Below are 23,473 nucleotides of genomic sequence, written 5' to 3'. Positions count from 1 at the left end.
CATGCTTTAAGCCTGTCTCGCTTGCGGCTTGAGCCGCACGTAAAGGGTTTTTCCGACACGCGCTACAAGATTGCCGGCGCCATCGTGAATGTCGACCTGCAATTGCGGCAGGTATTTTTCGCCACCCGCCGTCTGCCGACGGATCTCGTCGAGCAAGGTGTCGTCGATGTTGAATCGTGCGAACACCGGACCTTTGCCCGGCGCGATGAAATCAATGTCGGCCGCCTTGTCCCAGACGATGTAATGGCGCCCGAGGTTTTCCATCAGCATCAGCATGAAGAACGGGTCGACCATCGAATACAGGCTGCCGCCGAACTGGGTACCCACGTAATTGCGGTTGTACCAGCTCAAGCCCATGGACACCTGAACCTCGCGAAAATCGTCGCTGATGTGCCGCACTCGAACTCCGGCGCCAAGGTATGGCGGGTAGAAATTCATGAAGCAGCGCATCAACCGCGCCTTGCCGAACGTCTTGGTCAGCCACTTAAACATCAGGACGAGTACCCAAACCCATGGCCTGGCGGGCGAACCAGCGCTTGGCCGGCGGCAGCAGATCCAGACCCAGCAGGCCGAGATTACGGCCCATGGAAACCAGTGGCTGTGTGCTGCCGAACAAGCGCGTGACCTGATCGGAGAAGCCCACGGTCAGGTTCTGATCCAGGCGCTGGCGTTCGCGATAGGTTTGCAAGGTCGCAAAATCACCCAACGGTTGTTCACTGGCGAGCAGCGCGTCTGCCAAGGCCTGGGCATCCCGCAGGGACAGGTTGAACCCCTGTCCGGCAATTGGGTGCAGGCTGTGCGCAGCATTGCCGAGAATCGTCAGATGCGGTCGCACCTGTTCTTCGGCCTCCACCAACGACAGCGGATACAAGTGCCGCGCGCCGACTTGCTTCAAGGTACCGAGGCGATAACCGAAAACGCCCTGCAATTCGCTGAGGAAACTGCGTTCATCAAGCGCGGCCAGACGCTGCGCGTCCATCCCCAAACGAGTCCAGACCAGCGCACAACGGTTGTCCGGCAGCGGCAGTAACGCCATCGGGCCTTCGTCGGTGAAACGCTCGAAAGCCATGCCGTTGTGGGCTTCGCTCGGGGTGATGTTGGCGATCAGTGCACTTTGGTTGTACGGGCGTTTCTTGACGCCGATCCCCAGTTGCTCGCGCAAACCTGAACGGCCGCCATCGGCAAGCACCGCGAGGTCGCATTCCAGGGTGGTTTCGTCATTGAGGGTCAAGCGGTAGCCGTCGGTGAGCGGCTCCATGCGCGTAACTTCCGCCGGGCAACGCCAGCTGATCACGTCCTTGTCCAGGCCTTGCCACAGGCATTGGCCGAGCCAGGCGTTTTCCACCACATAACCCAGCGCCGGTACGCCTTCTTCCATTGCGGAGAGCCGCGCCGTGGAAAAACGCCCACGGTCGGAGACGTGAATTTGTTTGATCGGCTCGGCGTGGCGGGAGATTTCCTGCCAGACGCCCAAGCGCTGATAAATCTGCCGCGCACCGAAGGACAACGCCGTGGAACGCGCGTCGTAGCTCGGTTGATAAGTATCGCCGGGAGCGAACGGCTCGATCAGCACGATCTTCCAGCCACGGGACTTCGCGCCGGCCTGCAGGGCCAACGCCAGACTCGCGCCGACCAGACCGCCACCGATGATCGCCAGATTGACTCGACTCATGCCGCTTGTGTCCGTGCTTGCGCCATCAGGGCCTCGATCTCGGCGACGGTTTTCGGTACGCCTTTGGTCAGGATTTCACAGCCGCTTTTGGTGACCACAACGTCGTCCTCGATGCGCACGCCAATGCCGCGCCATTTCTTCGCCACGTTCTGGTTGTCCGGAGCAATGTAGATTCCCGGCTCCACGGTCAGCGCCATGCCGACTTCCAGCACGCGCCACTCGCCGCCGACTTTATATTCGCCGACATCATGTACATCCATGCCCAGCCAGTGGCCGGCGCGGTGCATGTAAAACGCTTTGTAGGCTTCGCTGGCGATCAATTCATCAACGTCGCCCTGCAACAAACCCAGCTCGATCAGACCGGCGGTAATCACCCGAACCGTGGCCTCGTGGGCCTGATTCCAGTGCTTGTTCGGAGCGATTTCGGCAAACGCGGCTTCCTGGGCAGCCAGTACCAATTCGTAGATTGCCTTCTGTTCCGCTGAATACTTGCCGTTGACCGGCCAGGTGCGGGTGATGTCGCTGGCGTAGCAGTCGATTTCGCATCCGGCGTCGATCAACACCAGATCGCCGTCCTTGAGCACCGCGTCATTCTGCTGGTAATGCAGGATGCAGCTGTTGCGCCCCGCTGCGACGATCGAACCGTAGGCCGGCATCTTCGCCCCGCCCTTGCGGAACTCGTAATCGAGCTCGGCTTCAAGACTGAACTCATGCAACCCGATCCGACTGGCCTGCATCGCCCGCACATGGGCCTGGGCGGAAATACGTGCGGCTTCGCGCATCACTTTCACTTCCGCCGACGATTTATAAAGGCGCATGTCATGAAGAAGGTGATCCAGAGCAACGTATTCGTTCGGCGGCTGGGCGCCGAGATTGGCCTTGGAGCGGATCACGTTGATCCAGTCCATCAGGTGCCGATCAAACTCCGGGTTGCTCCCCATGGCCGAATACACCCGGTCGCGGCCTTCGATCAGGCCCGGCAGGATGTCGTCGATATCGGTGATCGGGAAAGCGTCATCGGCACCGAAATCGCGGATCGCGCCTTCCTGGCCGGCGCGCAGGCCATCCCACAACTCGCGTTCGGCGTTGCGCTCACGGCAGAACAGGATGTATTCGCCATGCAAACGCCCCGGGATCAGGACCAGCACGGCCTGAGGCTCGGGAAAACCGCTGAGGTACTGGAAGTCGCTGTCCTGCCGGTAAACGTGCTCGACGTCACGATTGCGGATGGCCACCGCGGCGGCGGGCAGGATGGCGATGCTGTTGGGTTCCATCTGCGCCATCAAGGCCTTGCGGCGACGGCTGTATTCCGATTTCGGGATATGAGTCATGGGCAGATGGCGTTCCCTGGCATTGATCAGTGAAGCGATGGTTTGGCGGCGGGCGCTACGTCTTTCTTGGTTTCGGAGAACAACAGCAGCGGTGCGACGCGCAGGTACTCCATCACTTCCATATAGTCATTTTCGCCGTCGTCGGATTCTTCCAGAGCGTCTTGCACTTGGGAAATGGCCGCCAGGTCCTGCAGCACCTCGGTGGCTTCGGTGCTCAGGGCGCTGCTGTCGCGGCAGTTCAGGCCGAAACCGCTGAGGAACCCCTGGCACCACTCGCCCAGTGCAGCGGCACGCTCTGTGAGCGGGGCATCGTCAGTCGGCAACAGCAGAACAACGGTCACGTCGTCGCCGGTGAGCTCACCCTTGACCATCTCTTGCAGGCCGATCAAGGCTGCTCGGACGTTGTCCTGTGGCTCGCTTTCGAGCAACTCGGCGGCGTCGATCAGCCAGCCTTCGGCGTCAAAACCGGCACCGGCGCAGCTGCGGCCGAGCAGCAGGCCGTGCAGTTCGGCAGGCGAGACGTTATGACCGCTAGAGGTCAGCAGGGTGGCAAAGGCTTGGTACGGGGAATTCTGAATGGGCATGGGCAGCTAGGCGCCAGACGGCGCTATGTCTAGAATGAAGGCCTTGTATCCTACATCGACTACCCCTGTAGGAGCGAGCGTGCTCGCGATGGTCTTCAACGATAACGCTGGGCACCTGACACCCCGCGGCGTTCTCAGGCTCATCGCGAGCAAGCTCGCTCCTACAGTCCAACCCCATCAGACAGTGAAGACAATGGAAGACACCGACCTGCAAGCGCTGATGGCCAGACTCGAATTGCTGATTAGCCGAGTCGAGCAACTTAAGAGCCAAAACGGACTCTTACTAGCTCAGGAAAAGACCTGGCGCGAGGAACGCGCTCACCTCATTGAAAAAAACGAAATCGCCCGGCGTAAGGTCGAATCGATGATTTCGCGCCTCAAGGCCCTGGAGCAAGACTCATGAGTTCAAGCAATAGCGTCACCGTGCAGATCCTCGACAAAGAATATTCGATCATCTGCCCCCAGGAGGAACGCAGCAACCTGGTGAGCGCCGCCCGCTACCTCGACGGCAAGATGCGCGAAATCCGCAGCAGCGGCAAAGTCATCGGTGCCGATCGCATCGCCGTCATGGCCGCGCTGAACATCACCCACGACCTGTTGCACAAGGAAGAACGTCCGGATATCCAGGCCAGCGGCTCGACCCGCGAGCAGGTGCGCGACCTGCTGGATCGTGTCGATCTGGTGCTCGCAACTGATCCGGACGTCACCAAAGGCTGATTCACGCCACCGCTTGCGTTATACTCGCATCACTCCCTGGGGTGCTTGCCAGTTGGCGATGTCCCTGAGCCGATTTGCTATACCCTGGAGGTTGCACGTTGGGCTGGTGTGCATGTCCGCTAGACGGAAAGCCTTAAAGCCTACTGCATCTTCCACCTTGAACTTTCGGGTTCAAGGGCTAAGTCGACAGCGGTACATCCGGGGAGCCTGATTCCAGTCCGATGCCGGTTTAAATACCGGCATCGGCTTTTTTACGGATACGCTTTACGTATCCGTACTGCCGAAGCCCCAATCCATGACCGAACCTGCGCTGCTCCCTCGCCCGCAACTTCGACGCATGCTGCGCAAGGCCCGCCGCGCACTGACACCCAGCCAACAGCGCCAGGCTGCTCGCGGGTTGTACAAGCAATTGGCCCAGCAACCGCTGTTTCGCCGTGCAAAACATATCTCTCTTTATCTGCCGACCGACGGTGAAATCGATCCGCGCCTGTTGCTGCGTGCAGCCCAACGTCGCGGCAAAGCCACCTATTTGCCGGTATTGAGTGCCTGGCCGCGAACCAAAATGGTGTTCCAGCGCATCCGCCCCGGCGAAAAACTCAAACCCAATCGCTTCCGCATTCTTGAGCCCCGGCACAACCTCGCCCGGCAACGTAAAGTCTGGGCACTGGACCTGGTGCTGCTGCCGTTGGTGGGGTTTGATGATGTCGGCGGACGCCTGGGCATGGGTGGCGGCTTCTATGATCGAAGCCTGGCGTACTTGGCGCGGCGTAATGACTGGCGCAAGCCGACGTTGCTGGGGCTGGCCCATGAATGTCAGAAGGTGGAGCGATTGGCCCAAGCGAGCTGGGATGTGCCGCTGCAAGGAACGGTAACGGACAAGGCCTGGTATTACGCAGGCTAGACGCCACTGGAATCAGCGGCGTCGGAAAGACAGGCTCAGCGCTTGAACGCGGTCGATTGTTGTTGCAGCTGCGCCACTTCGACCGGTGCGTCGGGCTTGTTGGCCCACAGGCTTTGGGCATAGCCAGTGGTCACGACGCCGAGGCCGAACAAAATGACCAAAATCCATAGTAAATCCGGTTTGCGTTTCATCGATTGCCCCCCAAAGGCATATCAACACGATGACAGCAGCGGTTTCCGTTTTGTAGGCCGTGCAGCAGCGTCAAGCTTTAAAGGCCGGCATTTTGCGACAACGTGAACCGCTGCGCAAATGCTGGCGTCAACCGACTGTCGGTTTGTCATAAAATTGCCGGACAACCTGCCCACTCACCTCGCAAGGAGCAAAAAACATGGCCTATTGGCTGATGAAATCCGAGCCCGACGAACTCTCGATCAAAGGCCTGGAGAAGCTTGGCCGAGCGCGCTGGGACGGGGTGCGAAACTATCAGGCACGTAACTTCCTGCGGGCGATGGCAGTAGGGGACGAGTTCTTTTTCTACCATTCCAGCTGCCCCGAACCGGGGATTGCCGGGATTGGCAAGATTGTCGAAGCGGCTTATCCAGACCCGACAGCGCTGGAGCCTGAGAGCCATTACTACGATCCAAAGGCAACGGCAGAGAAAAACGCCTGGAGCGCGATTGATGTCGCTCACGTTGAGACATTTACCAGGGTCTTGAAGCTGGATTATCTGAAGCAACAGACGGCGTTGGTGGAGATGCCGCTGGTGCAGAAAGGATCGCGGCTGTCGGTGATGCCAGTGACGCCCGAGCAGTGGGCGGCGGTGATTGCCCTGCGCTGAGATGCATCTGTAGGAACCGGCTTGCTGGCGATGGCGGTCTTTAGGGCGCTATCGCTGGCAAGCCGGCTCCTACAGGATCCAGCATTACTGGATGATCAGGTTGTTGAACAACAGATCCTCGACCACCGGCTTGCCGGTTTCGTCGTTCATGATTTGCTGGGTCTGCTTCAACGCTTCCTGACGCAGTTTTTCCTTGGCTTCGACGTTGTTCATCGCCTCGGTGGTCTGTTGGGCAAACAGCGCCACCAGTTGATTACGAATCAACGGTTCGTTGGCTTTCACCGCTTTGGTCGCCTCATCGCCAGTTACCCGCAACGCCACATCGGCCTTGTAGACCTTGAGCTTCGGTGTCCCGTCCAACCCATAGTTGCCGACAAATGGCGGGCTCAGGGTTATGTAACTGACCTTCGGTGCTGCATCTTCCTTGGCCTCTTCGGCCACCGCTGCCACAGGCAGGGTCAGGGCCAGCATCAACATGATCCACGCTTTCACAATTCGCTCCTTATCCGGTTTGCGGCCTAGCATATCGACCCGCCGCTCAAGCACAAGCTTATGGCTGACTATCAGGGCCGGGCATGCTCGTTGACCCATCGACTCACACACCTACACTTATCGGCCATCACTCCCAAAGGAATAGCCCTGATGAAAGCCGTGCTGTGCAATGCCTTCGGCCCTGCCGAATCGCTGGTGCTGGAAGACGTCGCCAGTCCTGTCGCGAAGAAGAACGAAATCCTGCTGGACGTGCACGCCGCCGGGGTGAATTTCCCGGACACGCTGATCATCGAAGGCAAATACCAGTTCAAACCGCCCTTCCCGTTTTCCCCGGGCGGCGAAGCGTCTGGTGTTGTCAGCGCGGTGGGCGAGAAGGTCAGTCACCTGAAAGTCGGCGACCGGGTCATGGCCCTCACAGGTTGGGGCAGCTTCGCCGAACAGGTCGCGGTGCCGGGCTACAACGTGCTGCCGATTCCACCTTCAATGGACTTCAACACCGCCGCTGCCTTCAGCATGACCTACGGCACCTCGATGCACGCGCTCAAGCAACGTGGCAACCTGCAACCGGGTGAAACCCTGCTGGTGCTTGGCGCCTCCGGTGGCGTCGGCCTGGCGGCAGTAGAGATCGGCAAAGCCATGGGCGCCCGGGTGATCGCCGCCGCCAGCAGCGCCGAAAAACTCGCCGTGGCCAAAGCCGCCGGCGCCGATGAACTGATCAACTACAGCGAAACCAGCCTGAAGGACGAAATCAAACGCCTGACCGACGGCCAGGGCGCCGATGTGATCTACGACCCAGTGGGCGGTGACCTGTTCGATCAGGCCATCCGCGCCATCGCCTGGAACGGCCGCCTGCTGGTGGTCGGTTTCGCCAGCGGTCGCATCCCCGAACTACCGGTCAATCTCGCACTGCTCAAAGGCGCGGCCGTCCTTGGCGTGTTCTGGGGCTCCTTCGCCCAACGCCAACCCCAGGACAACGCAGCGAACTTCCAGCAACTGTTTGGCTGGTTTGCCGAAGGCAAGCTTAAGCCGCTGGTGTCGCAGGTTTACCCGCTGAGCAATGCGGCGCAGGCGATCAATGATCTTGGTCAGCGCAAGGCCGTAGGGAAAGTGGTGGTTCAGGTTCGCTGAATCTGTGCTTGAAAAAAGGCCGGAACAACTGACGGGGTTGTTCCGGCCTTCTTATTTATCTGTCTACAGCAACTTGCGAATGTCCTCCGGCAAAAACCTCATATACCTCGAAACAGGGCTATTCATGCATTTCCTGACAATAATCGGTACTTTTCTGTTCAGACTGGCTATCAACGCCAGGCGTCGCTCGTTGGTCAGTGTTGTCGTAGAAAACGCGTTCGACAAATAAGCACGGGTGTAGTGGAACGCGGCGACATCAACCCAAGCGTGTTCCGGGGCTCGTACAGTGGTCTCGTTAAGCTCCCGGCATTTCAGTTCCTTGAGCGATTTGTTGAGGTGAATCGGCAGCCTTGAATCGAATCCGAAAACCATCGGGGCTATCACTTCCTGCTCGGCTGGTTTGTCACTTTCGACCCTCCATGGCTTGAACCGCCATTGCCCAATTGCCACTCTCGTCGCTTCAGCGAGATCGGGATGATCGCTTTGCAAAATGTTCACCTTGCTGACCGATCCATCGGCTTTGACCATGAAACTGACTCGTACATCGCCGATGATCCCGGCCCGTTGCAGTGCCGTTGGATAAATCGGTCTGGGATTGTCCTCCGGTATCAGAAAAACCTCCCCGGCCCGGATTTCACCAGACATCGCCAGCATGAGCATCAACACAAACCACCGCATAAACCCTCCCCTTCGCACCTGAAATGCCATGTCTGGCAGCAGGACAAAGGGTAAAGATCGAGGGCTTTGAGCTGAAGGTCATGGCTTCCGGGAAAAGCGCAGGACATTTCCCAAAGTCCCCCCTTAATTCGGACAATTCAGGTGCATTAAAACGATGAGGTGAACATTTCCTACGCTTGGCTCAGACAAGCGGAGCACTCGTTTGCTCGACCTTTGATTTGCAGCGCTTGAGCCGCGCCTCCAGATTCCGGTCTGGCATGGCATGGCTACGCAGGGCGTGGGCGGTCTGTTCGACATAATCGCGAGTGGTGCCGTAACGCCCGCAAGCGTTTTCGAACACGTGGCTCAGCACGTGATCCGGCAAGTTGCCGGCATAACTGGGCAGATGCCGCTCCAGAACAAAGCCCAACGCCTGAACCTGACTGCCGTCTTCAAGTCGGCAATTGAGCCAGTGCGGACGGTAGGACGGAAATGGCATTTCCCGTTTCCACAGCGCATACAGCGAAGCGTCCAATTGTTCTTCCGGCAAGCGGTAGGCAAACCCGCTGCAGGAACCGCCGCGATCCAGGCCGAAGACCAGACCGGGCATTTCCGGCGTGCCGCGATGTTCGTGGGACCACAGGTACAAGCCGCGATGGTAGCCATGCACACGCCCGCGAACCCGTTCAACCGCCGTGCACTCGGGACGCCAGATCAGTGAACCGTAAGCGAACAACCACACCGGCCCACCCTTGTGGCGTGCCATGGTCGACTGCATGGAGTTGAGTAATTGTTCGTGCGTGAGCTGCGGCCCCAGATCGAGCCGCGGAGGGTAAGCCAGATTCAAAATGGACGATTCAATGGCGCTCATGGCGATTAGCGTTCAGCTCCCCGCGAGTGAAGAATTACTTAATAGAACGCACCGCTGTAACAATAAGGCACATATGTTTTAAGGCAATTTAAGTGCCATGGCACAGTTCTTAATTAATAGCCTTGCTGATATATAACCTACCGGTATTTATACGATTGCATAAATACCGATAGGCTATATAGGGAGTTATAACGAGAGAGTGCGACTCAAGAGCGAGGCGCGTACGCAAACACGTCGGCGCGCATCTGATGGGCGTCCATCCCCGCCTCGACCAGCGCATCCAGCGTGCCGTAGACCATCGCCGGCGAGCCACTGGCGTAAACGTGCAATGCTTTGAGATCGGGAAAATCCTCGCACACCGCCTCGTGCAACATGCCGCAGCGCCCCTCCCAGCCGCAATGATCGCTGACGACTTTATGCAGGAACAGATTGGGCAACTTCAGCCACTCGTCCCAATGTTCGATTTCGTAAAAGTCTTCAGGACGTCGCACGCCCCAATACAGATGCACCGGATGCTTGAAACCGGTGGCGCGGCAATGTTCGATCAAGCCATGAACCTGGCCCATACCGGTGCCCGCGGCAATCAACACCAACGGACCATCCGGTAACTCGGCCAGGTGCGTATCACCGAACGGCATGTCGATTCGCACCATCGTGTCACGTTGCAGCTGCTTGATCAGGTTCAATGCACTGGCTTCGCGCGCCAGCACATGGATTTCCAGATCGCGCCCCGAAGACGGCGCCGAGGCCAGGGAAAAGGACGACTTGTCGCCGTTGTCCCGATGAATCATCAGGTACTGACCGGCGTGATATCGCGGCGGCTTGCCGGCAGGTGCCCGCAGCCGCACCCGCCATGTATCACCGCCGACGTCGGTGCAACTGGTGACCTGGCACGAAAGACTGCGCACCGGCAATTCTCCCAGCGCGAGCACGCCATCCCACAGCACGATGCAGTCTTCCAGCGGCTCTGCTATGCAAGTGTAGAACTCGCCATGGTCGCGCACATTCCCCGACTGTTCGACGCGCCCTTCCACCAGCAACGCGGCGCACACGTGGCAGTTGCCGTTACGACAGCTTTGCGGGCATTCATAGCCCAGACGGCGTGCGCCATCGAGAATCCGCTCGCCGGGCAAAATATCCAGCACTGCTCCGGAGGGCTGCAAGGTTACACGCATCAATCTATTCCTAACTGATTCCAGATGGCATCGATCCGCTGGGTCACAGCATCATCCTTGACGATCACCCGACCCCACTCACGCGTGGTTTCGCCCGGCCATTTATGCGTGGCATCGAGCCCCATCTTCGAGCCCAGGCCGGAGACCGGCGAGGCGAAGTCGAGGTAGTCGATTGGCGTGTTCTCGATCATCACCGTGTCGCGCTTGGGGTCCATGCGCGTGGTGATGGCCCAGATCACATCATTCCAGTCACGTGCGTTGATATCGTCGTCAGTGACGATAACGAACTTGGTGTACATGAACTGTCGCAAAAACGACCAGACACCGAGCATTACCCGCTTGGCATGACCCGGATACGACTTCTTCATGGTCACGACAGCCATGCGGTACGAACAGCCTTCAGGCGGCAGGTAGAAGTCAGTGATCTCCGGGAACTGCTTCTGCAGGATCGGCACGAACACTTCGTTCAACGCCACGCCGAGAATCGCCGGCTCATCCGGCGGACGGCCAGTGTAGGTGCTGTGGTAGATCGGTTTGATCCGATGGGTGATGCGCTCGACGGTGAACACCGGGAAGCTGTCGACTTCGTTGTAGTAACCGGTGTGGTCGCCGTATGGCCCTTCATCGGCCATCTCGCCCGGATGAATCACGCCTTCAAGGATGATTTCGGCGGTGGCCGGCACTTGCAGGTCGTTGCCGCGGCACTTCACCAATTCGGTACGGTTGCCGCGCAGCAGGCCGGCGAAAGCGTACTCCGAGAGGCTGTCGGGCACTGGCGTCACGGCGCCGAGGATGGTCGCGGGATCGGCGCCCAGCGCCACCGCCACCGGGAACGGTTGACCCGGATGCTTCTCGCACCACTCGCGGTAATCCAGCGCGCCGCCACGGTGACTGAGCCAGCGCATGATGACTTTGTTGCGGCCGATCACTTGCTGACGGTAGATGCCGAGGTTCTGCCGGTCCTTGTTCGGACCCTTGGTGACAGTCAGGCCCCAGGTGATCAGCGGCGCGACGTCGCCTGGCCAGCAGGTCTGCACCGGCAGGGTCGAGAGATCAACGTCATCGCCTTCGATGACCACTTCCTGGCAGATCGCGTCTTTGACGACCTTGGGTGCCATCGAGATGATCTTGCGGAAGATCGGCAGCTTGGACCAGGCGTCTTTCAGCCCCTTCGGCGGCTCGGGCTCCTTGAGGAACGCCAGCAACTTGCCGATTTCACGCAGCTCACTGACCGCTTCGGCGCCCATGCCCAACGCTACGCGCTCGGGGGTGCCGAACAGATTGCCGAGCACGGGAATATCAAAACCGGTGGGCTTTTCGAAAAGCAGGGCCGGGCCCTTGGCGCGCAAAGTGCGGTCGCAGACCTCGGTCATTTCGAGCACTGGGGACACCGGAACCTGGATGCGCTTGAGTTCGCCGCGCTGTTCCAGGCCGCTGATAAAGTCGCGCAAGTCGCGATACTGCATGCGTGAGCCTCGTATTGGCCGTGGCGTTCGGGGGTGGCAGTTTAGCGCCGAACCCTTCCATTCAGAACCACGAACTGCCGCTTGATCAAAAATCAGATAGCAAAAAGCCGGGTTTCCCCGGCTCAGGTGCCCTGTATGGCTGTCTCTGTTAGTCAACTTCGGCGCCGCTGGCTCATATCCTGCGTTGCTGCTCCTCGCCATAGCGGGCTATGACTCGTCGCAGCGCCTTGGCTATGAGCCAGCGGCATCCGAATTTGAACTAACGAAACAGCCACACAGGGCACAGCCCTGCTCGACTTACTTGCGTTTCATCGACAGGAAGAACTCATCGTTGGTCTTGGTCGTTTTCAGCTTGTCGACCAGGAACTCGATGGCAGCGACTTCGTCCATCGGGTGCAGCAGCTTGCGCAGGATCCACATGCGCTGCAACTCGTCGTCAGCCGTCAGCAACTCTTCGCGGCGGGTGCCGGAACGGTTGATGTTGATGGCCGGGAAGACACGCTTTTCAGCGATCCGGCGATCCAGAGGCAGTTCCATGTTGCCGGTGCCCTTGAATTCCTCGTAGATCACCTCGTCCATCTTCGAGCCGGTTTCAACCAGCGCGGTGGCGATGATGGTCAGCGAGCCGCCTTCTTCGATGTTCCGCGCGGCGCCGAAGAAACGCTTCGGTTTCTCCAGGGCGTGGGCATCGACACCACCGGTGAGCACTTTGCCGGAGCTCGGGATCACGGTGTTGTAGGCACGGGCCAGACGAGTGATGGAGTCGAGCAGGATCACCACGTCCTTCTTGTGTTCGACCAGGCGCTTGGCCTTCTCGATCACCATTTCGGCAACCTGCACGTGGCGGGTTGGCGGCTCGTCGAACGTCGAGGCAACCACTTCGCCGCGCACCGTGCGCTGCATTTCGGTTACTTCTTCCGGACGTTCGTCGATCAGCAGCACGATCAGATGAACTTCAGGATTGTTACGAGCGATGTTCGCCGCGATGTTCTGCAGCATGATCGTTTTACCGGCTTTCGGCGGTGCAACGATCAGACCGCGCTGGCCTTTACCGATCGGGGCACACAGGTCGATCACGCGACCGGTCAAGTCTTCGGTGGAACCGTTACCGGCTTCCATCTTCATGCGCACGGTCGGGAACAGCGGAGTCAGGTTCTCGAAGAGAATCTTGTTTTTCGCGTTTTCCGGACGGTCGAAGTTGATCGTGTCGACCTTGAGCAGCGCGAAATAACGCTCGCCTTCCTTCGGAGGGCGGATCTTGCCAACGATGGTGTCACCGGTGCGCAAGTTGAAGCGACGGATCTGGCTCGGCGAGACGTAGATATCGTCTGGGCCGGCGAGATAGGAGGCGTCTGCAGAGCGGAGGAAGCCGAAGCCGTCCTGGAGAATCTCCAGCACGCCATCACCGGAGATTTCCTCGCCGCTTTTCGCGTGCTTTTTCAGCAGGGAGAAAATCACGTCCTGCTTGCGCGAACGGGCCATATTTTCTATGCCCATCTGTTCGGCCAATTCGAGCAGTTCGGTAATCGGCTTTTGCTTGAGTTCAGTCAGATTCATATAGGAATGACGTAATCATTTATGGAGGGGGGAAATTAAGCTTTTGGCTTAATGAGGCCGCGCCGCGGAGAAGGCGACAGGATCGCGTACTTATTCGAAAGGAGAGCGTCGGCGACGGCTAGCAGGGGGCACTGGAGAAACCAGCGCGGGGCCGAATGTAACACCTGAGTTTCGGAGCGTCTAGCCCTCAATAACGAAAAAGCCCCGCAATATGCGGGGCCTTTTTTTGACACGCTACAACGACGCTTAGATGTTGGCGTCGAGGAAAGCCGCCAGCTGCGACTTGGAGAGTGCGCCGACCTTGGTCGCTTCAACGTTGCCGTTCTTGAACAGCATCAGAGTCGGGATACCACGCACGCCGTGCTTGGCCGGGGTTTCCTGGTTTTCGTCGATGTTCAGTTTGGCAACGGTCAGCTTGCCTTTGTAAGTCTCGGCAATTTCGTCCAGAACAGGAGCGATCATTTTGCAAGGACCACACCACTCAGCCCAGTAATCGACCAGTACAGCGCCTTCAGCCTTGAGTACGTCGGCCTCGAAGCTAGCGTCGCTAACGTGTTTGATAAGATCGCTGCTCATGGAATTCTCCAGGGTTGTAAGCAAAAAAACGTGGCCCATCATAGCCGCCCTTCCCGTGTTCAGGAAGCCGCAGATGATTGAGTCTCGCTATGGTGGTCCATGAGTTTGGGTATAGCCCAAGTCATGCCGTGGCGGGAGCCACGAATGCAATGCCCGTACGCAGCGCAGCGTTGCGCACGTGTTCGTGCATGGCCTTCTGTGCAGCGCCAGAGGCCCGCCGGGCCAGCGCACGGAGGATTTTGCGATGCTCCTGCCAGGTTTCCATGGCTCGCTCTGCCCGGATGAACGGCAGTTTCTGGCTCTCCAGGAAGATGTCGGCCCTGGCGGTGAGGATGCTCAACATCGCCTGATTGCCGCTGGCCAATAGGATGCGACGGTGAAATTCGAAGTCCAGGCGCGCCGCCGCATCGAAGTCGCCGGACTTCAATTCGTTGCGCATGGCCGCGACATTGTCTTCCAGCGCATCAAGCTCGTCGGTGCTCAAGGTCACAGCTGCCAATCCCGCGGCGAACCCCTCCAACGCATAGCGCAACTGGAAGATATCAAGCGGCGAAGCCTGCGCCGCGAACGGCCAGCCCGGCGCCGCATCGCCTCGCGGCAGCTCCACCGGTGCCTGCACAAACACGCCTTTGCCCGGCTGGATACTGATGACGCCCAGCGCGCTGAGCGACGACAACGCCTCCCGCAACGACGCCCTGCTGACGCCCAATTGCACAGCCAGGTCCCTTTGCGAAGGCAAGGCATCCCCCGGCCCGAAACCCTGCTCGGTAATCAGTTTGCGGATGGCTTGCAGCGCAACTTCGGGTACGGCACGGGAGATCGAATTCATGGTTTTCCAGACGAACCAGGCCAATGTGCGGCCAGTTGTAAAGCTATTCGCGGCGTCCGGCAAGTCGTGCCCCACGGGGGTTCGGGAATTTTCGCAGGTGCGCTATCGAGGTGCGAAACGAGAGTTGACTGTTCAGACCAGTAAGACCTTGCGGCGCCAGCAAAACCGCGGCTTTCCGACCCGATAAACCCATGTTGGCATGGCCCATGCTCTGCCGAATCGCAGAATTCACACCTCGCCGATTCGGAGATTTGCCATGACCCAGCGTTACAGCGCCCTCCTCGCTGCCCTGTTTGCCAGTCTGATGCTGAGCCAGGCACCCGCCCACGCCGACGGCCTGGAGGATGTGGTCAAGCGCGGCGTCCTCAAGGTCGCCGTGCCGCAGGACTTCCCGCCCTTCGGCTCCGTCGGCCCGGACATGAAGCCGCGCGGCCTCGACATCGACACCGCGAAACTGCTGGCCGACCAGCTCAAGGTCAAACTCGAACTGACCCCGGTCAACAGCACCAACCGCATCCCGTTCCTGACCACCGGCAAAGTTGACCTGGTGATTTCCAGCCTCGGTAAAAACCCGGAGCGCGAAAAAGTCATCGACTTCTCCCGCGCCTATGCGCCGTTCTATCTCGCCGTGTTCGGTCCGCCAGACGCCGACATCAAAAGCCTGGACGATCTCAAGGGCAAAACCATCAGCGTCACCCGCGGCGCCATCGAAGACATCGAGCTGACTAAAGTCGCCCCTGAAGGCGTGACCATCAAGCGCTTCGAAGACAACAACTCGACCATTGCTGCGTACCTGGCCGGTCAGGTCGACCTGATCGCCAGCGGCAACGTGGTGATGGTGGCGATCAGCGAGAAGAGCCCGAAACGTGTGCCTGCGTTGAAAGTGAAGCTCAAGGATTCGCCGGTCTACGTCGGCGTGAACAAGAACGAGCCGGCGCTGCTGGACAAGGTCAACCAGATCCTCGTCACTGCCAAGAGCGACGGCGCACTGGAGAAAAACGCCCTGACCTGGCTGAAAGAACCGCTGCCGGCCGACCTCTGATCCGGCACGCAGGAGACACATTATGGCTTATCAGTTCGATTTCTTGCCGGTGGTACAAAACACCGATTTGCTGTTGCGCGGTGCGTTGTTCACCTTGGAGCTGACGGCCATCGGCGCGGTGCTCGGTGTAGCGCTGGGCATCGTCGGAGCCCTGGTGCGGGCGTGGAATATTCGCCCGTTCGCCGGCATCTTCGGCGTTTACGTCGAGTTGATCCGCAACACACCGTTCCTGGTGCAGTTGTTTTTCATCTTCTTCGGCTTGCCGTCACTGGGTGTGCAGATTTCCGAGTGGCAGGCAGCGGTGTTGGCGATGGTTATCAATCTGGGGGCTTATTCCACCGAGATCATTCGTGCGGGCATCCAGGCGATCCCCCGGGGTCAGCTGGAAGCCGCAGCGGCGCTGGCAATGACGCGCTTCGAAGCCTTCCGCCATGTGGTATTGCTGCCAGCACTGGGCAAGGTCTGGCCGGCCCTGAGCAGCCAGATCATCATCGTCATGCTCGGTTCGGCGGTCTGCTCGCAGATCGCCACCGAAGAGCTGAGCTTCGCCGCCAACTTCATTCAATCGCGCAACTTCCGCGCCTTTGAAACCTACGCGCTGACCACGCTGGTCTACCTGTGCATGGCGCTAATGATCCGCCAGTTGCTGAATTGGATCGGCCATCGATTTGTGGCAAGAAACAGCGCAAGGGGCAGCCGATGAGCGATTTCACCTTTTGGGACATCGTGCGCAACCTGCTCACCGGTCTGCAATGGACGCTGGCGCTGTCGCTGGTGGCATTCATTGGCGGCGGGCTGATCGGCCTGTTGATCATGGTCATGCGCATTTCCGGCAAATCCCTCCCACGCAATTTCGCCCGGACTTACATCGAACTGTTCCAGGGCACGCCGCTGTTGATGCAGTTGTTTCTGGTGTTTTTCGGCGTGGCGTTGGCCGGTATCGAGATTTCGCCGTGGATGGCGGCGGCGATTGCGTTGACGCTGTTCACCAGCGCCTATCTGGCGGAGATCTGGCGCGGTTGCGTCGAGTCGATCCCCCACGGCCAGTGGGAAGCCTCGTCGAGCCTGGCGCTGAACCCTCTGGAGCAATTGCGCTACGTGATCCTGCCGCAAGCCCTGCGCATTGCCGTGGCGCCGACCGTGGGCTTTTCGGTGCAGGTGGTCAAAGGCACCGCCGTGACCTCGATCATCGGCTTCACCGAACTGACCAAGACCGGCGGCATGCTCGCCAACGCCACCTTCGAACCGTTCATGGTCTACGGCCTCGTCGCCCTCGGCTACTTCTTGCTCTGCTACCCCTTGTCGCTCAGTGCGCGCTACCTGGAAAGGAGACTGCATGCCTCTGCTTAGAATTTCCGCCCTGCATAAATATTACGGCGACCACCATGTGCTTAAAGGCATCGACCTGAGCGTCGAGGAAGGCCAGGTGGTGGCGATCATCGGCCGCAGCGGTTCGGGCAAGTCGACCTTGCTGCGCACCCTCAACGGGCTGGAATCGATCAACGACGGGGTCATCGAAGTCGACGGCGAATACCTCGACGCCGCCCGCGCCGACCTGCGCAGCTTGCGGCAGAAGGTCGGCATGGTGTTCCAGCAGTTCAACCTGTTCCCGCACCTGACCGTAGGCGAAAACGTGATGCTCGCGCCGCAGGTGGTGCAGAAAGTCCCGAAAGCCAAAGCCGCCGAATTGGCGCGGCAGATGCTGGAGCGGGTCGGGCTCGGGGAGAAATTCGATGCCTTCCCGGACCGACTGTCCGGCGGCCAGCAACAGCGGGTGGCGATTGCCCGCGCACTGGCGATGTCGCCGAAGGTTTTGTTGTGCGATGAAATCACCTCCGCCCTGGACCCGGAACTGGTCAACGAAGTGCTGAGCGTGGTCCGGCAACTGGCCAAGGAAGGCATGACGCTGATCATGGTCACCCACGAAATGCGCTTCGCCAGGGAGGTTGGGGATAAGTTGGTGTTCATGCATCAGGGCCTGGTGCATGAGGTGGGCGATCCGAAAGTGCTGTTTGCCAATCCCCAGACAGCTGAGCTGGCGAATTTCATTGGGACGGTTGAGGCGGCGGGCTGACAGATCTTCGGTGCCGTAGAGGCCGCCATCGCGAGCAGGCTCGCTCCCACATTGGTCCTGTGTCGGTCTCGGGTTTCGCGGCTACAGGGTTCCCTGTGGGAGCGAGCCTGCTCGCGATTGACCGCGAAGCGGTCTCGTACGCGTTGGCGTCAGCCTTTGATCGTGGCACGATGTCAGGGTTATCGACCGAGACCCCCTGACCATGCCGCTATCCCAAGCCAAGAATCTGTCCCTGATCGCCGCAATCGACCTGGGCTCCAACAGCTTTCACATGGTCGTGGCCAAGGCCCAGAACGGCGAAATCCGTATTCTCGAGCGTCTCGGCGAGAAGGTTCAGCTCGCCGCCGGCATCGACGAAGAGCGCAAGCTCAGCGAAGAATCCATGCAGCGCGGGCTCGATTGCCTGAAACGCTTCGCCCAACTGATCAACGGTATGCCGCCCGGCGCCGTGCGGATCGTGGGCACCAACGCCCTGCGTGAAGCGCGTAACCGCAACGAATTCATCCACCGCGCCGAAGAAATCCTCGGCCACCCGGTGGAAGTCATCTCCGGTCGTGAAGAGGCGCGCCTGATCTACCTTGGCGTGTCCCACACCCTCGCCGACACGCCGGGAAAGCGCCTGGTGGCCGACATCGGCGGTGGCAGTACCGAATTCATCATCGGCCAGCGCTTCGAACCGCTGCTGCGTGAAAGCCTGCAAATGGGTTGCGTCAGCTTCACCCAGCGCTACTTCAAGGACGGCAAGATCACCCCGGCCCGCTACGCCCAGGCGTACACGGCGGCGCGGCTGGAGATCATGAGCATCGAACACGCCCTGCACCGCCTGACCTGGGACGAAGCCATCGGCTCCTCGGGGACCATTCGCGCCATTGGCCTGGCATTGAAGGCCGGCGGCCACGGTGCGGGCGAGGTGAACGCCGAAGGCCTGGCCTGGCTCAAGCGCAAACTGTTCAAACTCGGCGATGTCGATAAAATCGACTTCGAAGGCATCAAGCCGGATCGCCGCGCGATTTTCCCCGCCGGCCTGGCGATTCTCGAAGCGATCTTCGACTCCCTCGAACTGCAACGCATGGACCACTGCGAAGGCGCCCTGCGCGAGGGTGTGCTCTACGACCTGCTGGGCCGCCATCATCACGAAGACGTGCGCGAGCGCACCCTGACGTCGCTGATGGAGCGCTATCACGTCGACCAGGAACAGGCGGTGCGGGTTGAACGCAAAGCCCTGCATGCCTTCGATCAGGTGGCCAAGGATTGGGATCTGGACGACGAAGACGGTGTTTGGCGCGAGCGGCTCGGCTGGGCGGCCAAGGTGCATGAAGTGGGCCTCGACATCGCGCACTATCACTACCACAAGCACGGCGCCTACCTGATCGAGCACTCGGACCTGGCCGGTTTCTCCCGCGAAGACCAGCTGATGCTAGCGCTGTTGGTACGCGGCCACCGCCGCAACATTCCCAAGGACAAATTCGCCGAGTTCGGCGATGACGGCATCAAGCTGATTCGCCTGTGCGTGCTGCTGCGCTTCGCGATTCTGTTCCATCACATTCGCGGCACTCAGCAAATGCCTCAGGTGGTCCTGCAAGCCAACGGCGACAGCCTCGACGTGCTGTTCCCGGAAAAGTGGCTGGAAGAGAACCAGTTGACCCAGGCCGACTTCGCCCTCGAAGCGGAATGGCTGACTCGCGTGAATTTTGTGTTGAACGTGCGCTGAAACACGGTCCTTACTCATGCGGTGGCTGAACGATCTTCATCGCTGGCAAGCCAGCTCCTACATTAACGGGGATGGCTGAAGGTCAAGGTCGGTAGGAGCCGGCTTGCTGGCGATAGGGCCTCAGCCTTGCGGTGATTGAGAGATCGTCATCGCTGGCAAGCCAGCTCCTACATTAACGGGGATGGCTGGGGGTCAAGGTCTGTAGGAGCCGGCTTGCTGGCGATAGGGCCTCAGCCTTGCGGTGATTGAGAGATCGTCATCGCTGGCAAGCCAGCTCCTACATTAACGGGGATGGCTGAAGGTCAAGGTTGGTAGGAGCCGGCTTGCTGGCGATAGGGCCTTCAGCCTTGCGGTGATTGAGAGATCGTCATCGCTGGCAAGCCAGCTCCTACAGGGGTGGGGTGTAAATGAAAATGGCGATCCGCAGGGATCGCCATTTTTTTATCCGGTGTCTGGGTTAACGAACCGCCAGGATCGGGCTACCCAAACGCTCCAGCAACGTCGCCTGGGCACTGCGCGGGTTCTGGTTGCCGGTCGGCGTGTTGCGGATGTAACGGCCGTCCGACTGCAGGCTCCAGCTGTGAGTGTTATCGGTGAGATAAAGCTCCAGCTCTTTCTTGACCCGCATGATCAGCTTCTTGCCCTCTACCGGGAAGCAAGTCTCGACGCGCTTATCGAGGTTGCGCTCCATCCAGTCGGCGCTGGAGAGGAACATCTGTTCGTCGCCGCCATTGAGGAAGTAGAAGACTCGGGTGTGCTCCAGGAAGCGACCGATGATCGAGCGCACGTGAATGTTGTGCGAAACCCCTGCGATGCCCGGCCGCAGGCAGCACATGCCGCGCACCACGAGGTCGATGCGCACGCCCGACTGACTGGCCTTGTACAGCGCGCGGATGATCTTCGGATCAGTCAGCGAGTTGAACTTGGCGATGATGTGCGCCGGTTTGCCGTCGAGGGCGAACTGGGTTTCGCGGGCAATCATGTCGAGCATGCCCTTCTTCAGGGTGAACGGCGCGTGTAGCAACTTCTTCATGCGCAGCGTCTTACCCATGCCGATGAGCTGGCTGAACAGCTTGCCGACGTCTTCGCACAAGGCGTCGTCTGAAGTCAGCAGGCTGTAGTCGGTGTACAGGCGGGCGTTGCCGGCGTGGTAGTTGCCCGTGCCGAGATGGGCGTAACGCACGATCTCACCCGCCTCGCGGCGCAGGATCAGCATCATCTTGGCGTGGGTCTTGAAGCCGACCACGCCGTAGATCACCACCGCACCGGCCGCTTGCAGACGGCTGGCCAGTTGCAGGTTGGACTCTTCGTCAAACCGCGCGCGCAATTCGATGACGGCGGTGACTTCCTTACCGTTACGCGCCGCGTCCACCAGTGCATCGACGATTTCCGAGTTGGCACCGGAGCGGTACAGCGTCTGGCGTACGGCCAGCACGTGCGGGTCCTTGGCAGCCTGGCGCAGCAAATCGACCACCGGAGTGAACGACTCGAAGGGGTGCAGCAACAGGATGTCCTGCTTGCTGACTACGCTGAAAATGTTCTCGCTGTTCTGCAGCAATTTCGGGATCTGCGGCGTGAACGGCGTGTATTGCAGTTCGCGCTGACTATCGAGGCCGGTGATGCTGAACAGCCGTGTCAGGTTGACCGGGCCATTGACCTGATACAACTCGGTCTCGCTCAGGTTGAATTGCTTGAGCAGGTAGTCGGACAGATGTTTCGGGCAGGTATCAGCCACTTCCAGACGCACCGCATCGCCGTAGCGACGGGAGAACAACTCGCCACGCAGGGCGCGAGCCAAGTCTTCGACGTCCTCGGAATCCAGTGCCAGGTCGGCGTTTCGGGTCAGGCGGAACTGGTAGCAACCCTTGACCTTCATGCCCTGGAACAGATCATCGGCGTGGGCGTGAATCATCGACGACAGGAACACGTAGTTGTCGCCAGCCCCACCGACCTCTTCCGGAACCTTGATCACCCGCGGCAGCAGGCGCGGGGCCGGGATGATCGCCAGACCGGAATCGCGACCGAAGGCGTCGATGCCTTCAAGCTCGACGATGAAGTTCAGGCTCTTGTTCACCAGCAGCGGGAACGGGTGCGTCGGGTCGAGGCCGATCGGGGTGATGATCGGGGCGATTTCGTCGCGGAAGTAGCGGCGGACCCAAGTCTTGAGCTTGGTCGTCCAGTGCCGGCGACGGATGAAGCGGACCTGATGTTTTTCCAGTTCCGGCAACAGAATGTCGTTAAGGATCGCGTACTGGCGGTCAACGTGACCGTGTACCAGCTCGCTGATGCGGGCCAGCGCCTGATGCGGTTGCAGACCATCGGCACCAGCCTGTTCACGGGCGAAGGTGATCTGTTTCTTCAGGCCGGCCACGCGAATTTCGAAGAACTCGTCCAGGTTGCTGGAGAAGATCAGCAGAAACTTCAGCCGCTCCAGCAACGGATAGGACTCGTCCAGCGCCTGTTCCAGCACGCGGATGTTGAACTGCAGTTGCGACAACTCGCGGTGGATGTACAGGCTGCTGTCATCCAGGCCGGGAATGGCGATCGCTGGCGCCGCCGGGGCGGGCTCGGTTACCGCCGCCGGGGGAGCAGGCTCCAGCTCCGGTGGGGTTTCGGCGATTTGCTCCACCACAGGTTGAGCGTCTTTTACGGCAACTTCAGTGAGTCCTTCGGTATTCATCACATGTTCCTGGGAGGGCTATTTTTGCTCTCGTAACAATTGAGCGGCACGAACGGCAAAGTACGTCAGGATGCCATCAGCGCCTGCGCGTTTAAAGGCGGTCAGGGATTCGAGGATAACCCCTTCGCTCAACCAGCCATTCTGGATCGCGGCCATGTGCATGGCGTACTCGCCGCTGACTTGATAAACAAAAGTCGGCACTTTGAATTCTTCTTTGACCCGGCAAAGGATGTCCAGATACGGCATGCCCGGCTTGACCATGACCATGTCCGCGCCTTCTGACAAGTCAGCCGCCACTTCGTGCAGGGCTTCGTTGCTGTTGGCCGGGTCCATCTGATAGGAGGCCTTGTTGGCCTTGCCCAGGTTCAGCGCCGAACCGACTGCGTCGCGGAACGGGCCGTAATAGGCGCTGGCGTACTTCGCCGAGTAGGCCATGATCCGCACATTGACGTGACCGGCGACTTCGAGGGCCTCGCGGATAGCCTGGATACGCCCGTCCATCATGTCCGACGGGGCCACCACCTGAGCGCCGGCTTCGGCATGGGACAGGGCTTGCCTGACCAGTGCGTCGACGGTGATGTCGTTTTGTACGTAGCCTTCTTCGTCGAGAATGCCGTCCTGACCGTGGGTGGTGAACGGGTCCAGCGCGACGTCGGTGATCACACCCAGCTCGGGGAACTGCGCACGCAGGGCGCGGGTGGCACGCTGGGCGATACCGTCGGGATTCCAGGCTTCAGCGGCGTCCAGCGACTTGAGCTCCGGCGGCGTCACCGGGAACAGCGCCAGCGCTGGAATCCCCAACTCGACCCACTTGCCCGCTTCTTCCAGTAACAGGTCGATGGTCAGGCGTTCGACGCCTGGCATCGAAGCGACCGCTTCACGACGGTTTTCACCGTCCAGCACGAACACCGGCAGGATCAGGTCGTCGACGGTCAATACGTTTTCACGGACCAGACGACGCGAGAAATCATCGCGACGATTACGGCGCAGGCGGGTTGCAGGGAACAAACGGTTGGCGGGGGTAAAGCTCACGGCAGACTCCTGAGCCCGCTGGCGTGCGAGCGTAACAGTTATAAGCGGCCATTATGACGAACGTGTGACAGTTATGTGCACGCTGCGACAGGTAGCCGCATTCCATTGTCCTTGTAGGAAATGTTCACGTCGAGACACAT

25 protein-coding genes and 1 other RNA gene are annotated in these 23,473 nt (G+C 59.8%); 11 read left to right on the top strand and 15 right to left on the bottom strand.

Annotated features, from left to right (window positions below; genetic code table 11):
- Positions 1-6: 6 nt before the first annotated feature.
- The 4 genes from ABVN21_RS24435 to ABVN21_RS24420 are packed head-to-tail and all read right to left on the bottom strand — an operon-like array spanning position 7 to position 3,587.
- Positions 7-492 carry a DUF4442 domain-containing protein gene (locus tag ABVN21_RS24435; protein ID WP_339552624.1) on the bottom strand — a complete coding sequence of 162 codons (486 nt, stop codon included), beginning with the start codon at positions 490-492 and terminating at the stop codon, positions 7-9.
- Positions 485-1,672, bottom strand: coding sequence for a 2-octaprenyl-6-methoxyphenyl hydroxylase (gene ubiH, locus ABVN21_RS24430; RefSeq protein WP_339552623.1), 1,188 nt, complete (start codon positions 1,670-1,672; stop codon positions 485-487). The genes ABVN21_RS24435 and ubiH overlap by 8 nt, the downstream gene beginning before the upstream one ends.
- Positions 1,669-3,003, bottom strand: coding sequence for a Xaa-Pro aminopeptidase (gene pepP, locus ABVN21_RS24425; RefSeq protein WP_339552622.1), 1,335 nt, complete (start codon positions 3,001-3,003; stop codon positions 1,669-1,671). Before pepP ends, ubiH begins: the two co-directional genes overlap by 4 nt.
- Positions 3,004-3,029: 26 nt before the next feature.
- Complete coding sequence (locus ABVN21_RS24420; RefSeq protein WP_339552621.1) at positions 3,030-3,587, bottom strand: YecA family protein; 558 nt, start codon at positions 3,585-3,587, stop codon at positions 3,030-3,032.
- A gap of 193 nt (positions 3,588-3,780) precedes the next feature.
- On the opposite strand from ABVN21_RS24420, the gene ABVN21_RS24415 reads away from it, so the two are divergent.
- From ABVN21_RS24415 to ABVN21_RS24400, 4 genes are all read left to right on the top strand, one after another.
- Positions 3,781-3,990: a TIGR02449 family protein gene (locus ABVN21_RS24415; RefSeq protein ID WP_007942437.1), complete on the top strand. Its 210-nt coding sequence runs from the start codon at positions 3,781-3,783 to the stop codon at positions 3,988-3,990.
- Entirely contained in the window at positions 3,987-4,304 is a 318-nt protein-coding gene (locus tag ABVN21_RS24410; protein WP_008055229.1) for a cell division protein ZapA, read from the top strand. The genes ABVN21_RS24415 and ABVN21_RS24410 overlap by 4 nt, the downstream gene beginning before the upstream one ends.
- A gap of 30 nt (positions 4,305-4,334) precedes the next feature.
- Positions 4,335-4,513: non-coding RNA, 6S RNA (gene ssrS, locus ABVN21_RS24405), on the top strand.
- Between the two features lie 86 nt (positions 4,514-4,599).
- Positions 4,600-5,205: a 5-formyltetrahydrofolate cyclo-ligase gene (locus tag ABVN21_RS24400; protein WP_032831317.1), complete on the top strand. Its 606-nt coding sequence runs from the start codon at positions 4,600-4,602 to the stop codon at positions 5,203-5,205.
- Positions 5,206-5,240: 35 nt separating this feature from the next.
- On the opposite strand, the gene ABVN21_RS24395 is transcribed toward ABVN21_RS24400, so the two are convergent.
- A complete protein-coding gene (locus tag ABVN21_RS24395) occupies positions 5,241-5,396 on the bottom strand; it encodes a hypothetical protein (RefSeq protein WP_223504843.1) in 156 nt (51 codons plus the stop codon).
- 197 nt (positions 5,397-5,593) lie between these two features.
- On the opposite strand from ABVN21_RS24395, the gene ABVN21_RS24390 reads away from it, so the two are divergent.
- Positions 5,594-6,043 (top strand): EVE domain-containing protein, encoded by a 450-nt coding sequence (locus ABVN21_RS24390; RefSeq protein WP_339552620.1) that lies wholly within the window; start codon positions 5,594-5,596, stop codon positions 6,041-6,043.
- Positions 6,044-6,127: 84 nt separating this feature from the next.
- Here the strand turns inward: ABVN21_RS24390 and ABVN21_RS24385 are convergent, their stop codons facing one another.
- Complete coding sequence (locus ABVN21_RS24385) at positions 6,128-6,535, bottom strand: flagellar basal body-associated protein FliL (RefSeq protein WP_339552619.1); 408 nt, start codon at positions 6,533-6,535, stop codon at positions 6,128-6,130.
- A 150-nt stretch (positions 6,536-6,685) separates the two neighbouring features.
- On the opposite strand from ABVN21_RS24385, the gene ABVN21_RS24380 reads away from it, so the two are divergent.
- Positions 6,686-7,663, top strand: coding sequence for an NADPH:quinone oxidoreductase family protein (locus tag ABVN21_RS24380; protein ID WP_339552618.1), 978 nt, complete (start codon positions 6,686-6,688; stop codon positions 7,661-7,663).
- 63 nt (positions 7,664-7,726) lie between these two features.
- On the opposite strand, the gene ABVN21_RS24375 is transcribed toward ABVN21_RS24380, so the two are convergent.
- The 7 genes from ABVN21_RS24375 to ABVN21_RS24345 all read right to left on the bottom strand — a co-directional run bounded on the left by ABVN21_RS24375 (position 7,727) and on the right by ABVN21_RS24345 (position 14,794).
- Positions 7,727-8,341 (bottom strand): energy transducer TonB, encoded by a 615-nt coding sequence (locus tag ABVN21_RS24375; protein WP_339552617.1) that lies wholly within the window; start codon positions 8,339-8,341, stop codon positions 7,727-7,729.
- A 181-nt stretch (positions 8,342-8,522) separates the two neighbouring features.
- Entirely contained in the window at positions 8,523-9,191 is a 669-nt protein-coding gene (locus tag ABVN21_RS24370; RefSeq protein ID WP_339552616.1) for a gamma-glutamylcyclotransferase, read from the bottom strand.
- Between the two features lie 206 nt (positions 9,192-9,397).
- On the bottom strand, positions 9,398-10,366 hold the full coding sequence (locus tag ABVN21_RS24365) for a CDP-6-deoxy-delta-3,4-glucoseen reductase (protein ID WP_339552615.1): 969 nt from the start codon (positions 10,364-10,366) through the stop codon (positions 9,398-9,400).
- Positions 10,366-11,832 (bottom strand): 4-hydroxy-3-polyprenylbenzoate decarboxylase, encoded by a 1,467-nt coding sequence (gene ubiD, locus ABVN21_RS24360; RefSeq protein WP_020797260.1) that lies wholly within the window; start codon positions 11,830-11,832, stop codon positions 10,366-10,368. The genes ABVN21_RS24365 and ubiD overlap by 1 nt, the downstream gene beginning before the upstream one ends.
- 297 nt (positions 11,833-12,129) lie before the next feature.
- Positions 12,130-13,389, bottom strand: coding sequence for a transcription termination factor Rho (gene rho, locus ABVN21_RS24355; RefSeq protein WP_003206716.1), 1,260 nt, complete (start codon positions 13,387-13,389; stop codon positions 12,130-12,132).
- A gap of 246 nt (positions 13,390-13,635) precedes the next feature.
- Entirely contained in the window at positions 13,636-13,965 is a 330-nt protein-coding gene (gene trxA / locus ABVN21_RS24350) for a thioredoxin TrxA (RefSeq protein WP_003206727.1), read from the bottom strand.
- A gap of 121 nt (positions 13,966-14,086) precedes the next feature.
- The gene (locus tag ABVN21_RS24345; protein WP_339552614.1) at positions 14,087-14,794 is read right to left on the bottom strand and encodes a FadR/GntR family transcriptional regulator; all 708 of its coding nucleotides are present in this window, start codon (positions 14,792-14,794) and stop codon (positions 14,087-14,089) included.
- A gap of 256 nt (positions 14,795-15,050) precedes the next feature.
- Between ABVN21_RS24345 and ABVN21_RS24340 the strand changes: the two genes are divergently transcribed.
- From ABVN21_RS24340 to ppx, 5 genes are all read left to right on the top strand, one after another.
- Positions 15,051-15,836: a transporter substrate-binding domain-containing protein gene (locus ABVN21_RS24340; RefSeq protein ID WP_339552613.1), complete on the top strand. Its 786-nt coding sequence runs from the start codon at positions 15,051-15,053 to the stop codon at positions 15,834-15,836.
- Positions 15,837-15,858: 22 nt separating this feature from the next.
- Entirely contained in the window at positions 15,859-16,539 is a 681-nt protein-coding gene (locus tag ABVN21_RS24335; protein ID WP_339552612.1) for an amino acid ABC transporter permease, read from the top strand.
- Positions 16,536-17,186 carry an amino acid ABC transporter permease gene (locus ABVN21_RS24330; protein WP_339552611.1) on the top strand — a complete coding sequence of 217 codons (651 nt, stop codon included), beginning with the start codon at positions 16,536-16,538 and terminating at the stop codon, positions 17,184-17,186. The genes ABVN21_RS24335 and ABVN21_RS24330 overlap by 4 nt, the downstream gene beginning before the upstream one ends.
- Positions 17,173-17,910 carry an amino acid ABC transporter ATP-binding protein gene (locus ABVN21_RS24325; RefSeq protein WP_339552610.1) on the top strand — a complete coding sequence of 246 codons (738 nt, stop codon included), beginning with the start codon at positions 17,173-17,175 and terminating at the stop codon, positions 17,908-17,910. The genes ABVN21_RS24330 and ABVN21_RS24325 overlap by 14 nt, the downstream gene beginning before the upstream one ends.
- 202 nt (positions 17,911-18,112) lie before the next feature.
- Positions 18,113-19,621: an exopolyphosphatase gene (ppx, locus tag ABVN21_RS24320; RefSeq protein WP_339552609.1), complete on the top strand. Its 1,509-nt coding sequence runs from the start codon at positions 18,113-18,115 to the stop codon at positions 19,619-19,621.
- Positions 19,622-20,078: 457 nt separating this feature from the next.
- On the opposite strand, the gene ppk1 is transcribed toward ppx, so the two are convergent.
- A complete protein-coding gene (ppk1, locus tag ABVN21_RS24315; protein WP_339552608.1) occupies positions 20,079-22,301 on the bottom strand; it encodes a polyphosphate kinase 1 in 2,223 nt (740 codons plus the stop codon).
- A gap of 18 nt (positions 22,302-22,319) precedes the next feature.
- On the bottom strand, positions 22,320-23,333 hold the full coding sequence (gene hemB, locus ABVN21_RS24310) for a porphobilinogen synthase (RefSeq protein WP_339552607.1): 1,014 nt from the start codon (positions 23,331-23,333) through the stop codon (positions 22,320-22,322).
- Positions 23,334-23,473: the final 140 nt, after the last annotated feature.

The organism is Pseudomonas sp. MYb327, assembly GCF_040438925.1.
Classification (GTDB): Bacteria; Pseudomonadota; Gammaproteobacteria; order Pseudomonadales; family Pseudomonadaceae; genus Aquipseudomonas.
Note: the sequence above shows the minus strand (reverse complement) of the source record. Positions and strands in the feature narration are given on the sequence as shown.

Coding starts and splice junctions, on each gene's coding strand:
- ABVN21_RS24375 (WP_339552617.1), bottom strand. CDS start 8,341: ATGCGGTGGTTTGTGTTGATGCTCATGCTGGCGATGTCTGGTGAAATC.
- ABVN21_RS24415 (WP_007942437.1), top strand. CDS start 3,781: ATGGAAGACACCGACCTGCAAGCGCTGATGGCCAGACTCGAATTGCTG.
- rho (WP_003206716.1), bottom strand. CDS start 13,389: ATGAATCTGACTGAACTCAAGCAAAAGCCGATTACCGAACTGCTCGAA.
- ABVN21_RS24345 (WP_339552614.1), bottom strand. CDS start 14,794: ATGAATTCGATCTCCCGTGCCGTACCCGAAGTTGCGCTGCAAGCCATC.
- ABVN21_RS24365 (WP_339552615.1), bottom strand. CDS start 10,366: ATGCGTGTAACCTTGCAGCCCTCCGGAGCAGTGCTGGATATTTTGCCC.
- ABVN21_RS24400 (WP_032831317.1), top strand. CDS start 4,600: ATGACCGAACCTGCGCTGCTCCCTCGCCCGCAACTTCGACGCATGCTG.
- ppx (WP_339552609.1), top strand. CDS start 18,113: ATGCCGCTATCCCAAGCCAAGAATCTGTCCCTGATCGCCGCAATCGAC.
- ABVN21_RS24340 (WP_339552613.1), top strand. CDS start 15,051: ATGACCCAGCGTTACAGCGCCCTCCTCGCTGCCCTGTTTGCCAGTCTG.
- trxA (WP_003206727.1), bottom strand. CDS start 13,965: ATGAGCAGCGATCTTATCAAACACGTTAGCGACGCTAGCTTCGAGGCC.
- ABVN21_RS24380 (WP_339552618.1), top strand. CDS start 6,686: ATGAAAGCCGTGCTGTGCAATGCCTTCGGCCCTGCCGAATCGCTGGTG.
- ABVN21_RS24420 (WP_339552621.1), bottom strand. CDS start 3,587: ATGCCCATTCAGAATTCCCCGTACCAAGCCTTTGCCACCCTGCTGACC.
- ABVN21_RS24330 (WP_339552611.1), top strand. CDS start 16,536: ATGAGCGATTTCACCTTTTGGGACATCGTGCGCAACCTGCTCACCGGT.
- pepP (WP_339552622.1), bottom strand. CDS start 3,003: ATGACTCATATCCCGAAATCGGAATACAGCCGTCGCCGCAAGGCCTTG.
- ABVN21_RS24435 (WP_339552624.1), bottom strand. CDS start 492: ATGTTTAAGTGGCTGACCAAGACGTTCGGCAAGGCGCGGTTGATGCGC.
- ABVN21_RS24395 (WP_223504843.1), bottom strand. CDS start 5,396: ATGAAACGCAAACCGGATTTACTATGGATTTTGGTCATTTTGTTCGGC.
- ubiD (WP_020797260.1), bottom strand. CDS start 11,832: ATGCAGTATCGCGACTTGCGCGACTTTATCAGCGGCCTGGAACAGCGC.
- ABVN21_RS24390 (WP_339552620.1), top strand. CDS start 5,594: ATGGCCTATTGGCTGATGAAATCCGAGCCCGACGAACTCTCGATCAAA.
- ABVN21_RS24325 (WP_339552610.1), top strand. CDS start 17,173: ATGCCTCTGCTTAGAATTTCCGCCCTGCATAAATATTACGGCGACCAC.
- ABVN21_RS24410 (WP_008055229.1), top strand. CDS start 3,987: ATGAGTTCAAGCAATAGCGTCACCGTGCAGATCCTCGACAAAGAATAT.
- ppk1 (WP_339552608.1), bottom strand. CDS start 22,301: ATGAATACCGAAGGACTCACTGAAGTTGCCGTAAAAGACGCTCAACCT.
- ABVN21_RS24335 (WP_339552612.1), top strand. CDS start 15,859: ATGGCTTATCAGTTCGATTTCTTGCCGGTGGTACAAAACACCGATTTG.
- ABVN21_RS24370 (WP_339552616.1), bottom strand. CDS start 9,191: ATGAGCGCCATTGAATCGTCCATTTTGAATCTGGCTTACCCTCCGCGG.
- ubiH (WP_339552623.1), bottom strand. CDS start 1,672: ATGAGTCGAGTCAATCTGGCGATCATCGGTGGCGGTCTGGTCGGCGCG.